Here is a 2,699-nt window from a genome sequence, read left to right as displayed (position 1 = left end):
GTTCTATCGCCTGCCTGAAGTGCGTCAGAGCATTTTCATGCCGGCCTAAGTCATGGAGAACGACACCCAAGTGGACATGGGCATCAAAGTGATCGTTGGAGATTGCAAGCGCCTGCGTCAAACACTCAACTGCGCGATCGAGCTGACCGCAATTCTGCAAGGTGATCCCCAGGTTGTAGTGCACATCAACCAATGCGGGATTGATCTCAAGCGACCGGGCATAGCTTGCAATCGCATCGTCAGACTGTCCCAACTCCTTCAAGGCGCTTCCGAGATTTCCGTGTATCTCCGCTATTGAGGGGTCGATTTTCAAGGCGCGTCGATAACTTTCTGCGGCCTTCTCGAATTCGCCCAGATCCTGAAGCGCAATACCCCGGTTGTGGTGCGATTCAACGAGGTCAGGCTTTAATGCCACAGCCCGGTCAAAACTGGAGATCGCGTTCTCCAGCTGATTGATTTCCATCATGCCGATGGCAATGCTGTGGTGAAGCTCTGCCGAATCAGGATTCAGTTCAGCGGCCCGCATGTAAGACGCAGCGGCGTCGCTCGCCTTCCCAAGCCGGCCCAGTGCCGCGCCCAGGGTCAGGTATGCATCTGAAAAATCGGGTTTGAGTGCGATGGCTTGACGGCAAGCGGTTTCCGCAGCTTGCGCATTTCCCAGGCGCAAGTGGGCGCTCCCCATGTTGTAGTGGGCCGCCGCCGAGTCCGGCTTCAATTCCACGGCCTTCACGTAGGACGAGAGCGCGCTGGCCGCATCGCCACGGTCGAGAAGAATGTTGCCTCGACAAAAGTGCGCCCGAGCCAGACCAGGCATCAGAAGAATGGCCGCGTCGTAACAGTCCAATGCGGCATCCAGTTCTCCTTGTTTTTCAAGCGCTGCGCCTTGTTCGAGCTTTTCCTCGGCGCCTTGCTGGTCATCGGCTGGCTTGCGGGCTTTCACACCGGCAGGTGCAAGCGTTCCTTTGCTGAATCGATCAAAAAGCCCCACCGGTTGCCTTTCAAATTGGGAAAGAGGTCACTTGGCTTGACCTTCGCACCATGTGACCCACATGTTGCGCAGGGCTGCCTCAAAGTGGGTGGCAAAGCGAGGGGCGTCAAAGATGGGGGATGCCAGGACTTGGGCGCGCAAGCCGGCGCGCAGGTCGGCGAGGGCGTGCAGGTTCCGGGCGTGCGCGGCGGCGCGGGCCACATAGTCATCGGCGTCGGCGGCAATCCAGTCGGGCAGGCCGGCGTTCATCAAAAGTCCTACCCCCTGTCGCGACAGGAAGCGCTCACCCTGCAGCGTCAGCACAGGCACCCCCATCCATAGCGCCTCGACGGTGGTGGTGCCGCCCGGGAAAGGGAAGGGGTCAAGGGCTATGTCCACCCGCTGGTAGGCCTCCAGGTAACTGCCCCTGGGCACATAGCCCTCAAAGACCAGCCGCCCCGAATCAATGCCGTGAAGGGCAAAGCGCTCACAAGTGCGCTGCCGTACGGAGGCTTCGCCCAGTTGCTGGTACTTGAGGAAAAGACGGCTGCCCGGCACCGCGTGCAGCACACGTGCCCACAACGCGACCACGGCATCGTTCATCTTGCTCAGGTTGTTGAAGCAGCCGAAGGTGATGTGGCCGTTGGCCAGCGCGGGCAAGGCGCCGACCTCGACCTGCGCGTCTGGCGGCGTGAAACACAGGCGGGTTTGGGGCAGGCGCCATATCTGCTCGCTGAAATGAGCCTCCTGATCGGGCAGAAGGGTCCAGGGGTCGGCGATGAAATAGTCCATGGCAGCCACCCCCGTGGTCGCAAAGTAGCCCAGCCAACTGACCTGCACAGGCGCCGGCTTCCAGGCAAACATGGGCAGCCGGTTGTGCGCTGTGTGCCCCGACAGGTCCACCAGGATATCGATACCGTCCTCCCGGATGCGTTGCGCCAGCGCCTCATCGGACAGTCCCACCGCCGAGTGCCAGCCCAGGCAGCAGGCCCGCAGCCGCTGGCTGACCTCGTCGTACTGGGGCTGGCAGGAGTAGGCGAACAGCTCGAGTTCGCCCGAGGCTTGTGGAGAGACAAGCGCGGCCAGCACGCCCTCGAGGAAATAGCCCACGGGATGGTTGCTCAGGTCGCCCGAGACGAAGCCCACGCGCAAAGGCCTTTGGGGATCGGGTGAGTTGGGCCAGTCTCTGTAGGGTCGGGCCTGGCGCTCCACCATCTCACCGAAGCGCCGCGCATCCGCCAGCAACTGCTCCGCCGGTTGGTCCGCCACGTAGTTGTGGATGAATAGCAGGTTGTTGTGCGCCAAGGCATAGTCCGGCTTGATTTGCAGCGCGCGCCGAATCCAATCCAGCCCTTCATCGGACCTCCCAAGGTCTTTCAGGGCATGGCCAAGGCTCAGGTGTGCATCCGCATTGTCGGGCTGGATCGCGAGGACTTCCCGGTAGCTCTTGACGGCGGCATCAAGCCGGCCCATTCTTGCCAGTCCAATGCCCAGGTTCAAATGCCCATCAACGTTGCGAGGTTGAAGTTCTATCGCCTGCCTGAAGTGCGTCAGAGCATTTTCATGCCGGCCTAAGTCATGGAGAACGACACCCAAGTGGACATGGGCATCAAAGTGATCGTTGGAGATTGCAAGCGCCTGCGTCAAACACTCAACTGCGCGATCGAGCTGACCGCAATTCTGCAAGGTGATCCCCAGGTTGTAGTGCACTGATCCCCAGGTTGTAGTGCAC

General features: G+C 60.8%; 2 protein-coding genes. Both read right to left on the bottom strand.

Annotated elements, in window-relative coordinates; all coding sequences use genetic code 11:
* Positions 1-988 (bottom strand): tetratricopeptide repeat protein (locus AC1DXS_RS24655; RefSeq protein ID WP_477740074.1); only part of this gene is annotated, 988 nt, incomplete at its 3' end.
* Between the two features lie 27 nt (positions 989-1,015).
* Entirely contained in the window at positions 1,016-2,677 is a 1,662-nt protein-coding gene (locus AC1DXS_RS24650) for an O-linked N-acetylglucosamine transferase, SPINDLY family protein (protein WP_477740075.1), read from the bottom strand.
* Positions 2,678-2,699: the final 22 nt, after the last annotated feature.

The sequence above is a fragment of the Polaromonas sp. P3_B1 genome (assembly GCF_056402935.1).
The sequence above is the reverse complement of the archived record's forward strand: the minus strand, read 5'-3'. Positions and strand labels throughout refer to the sequence as shown.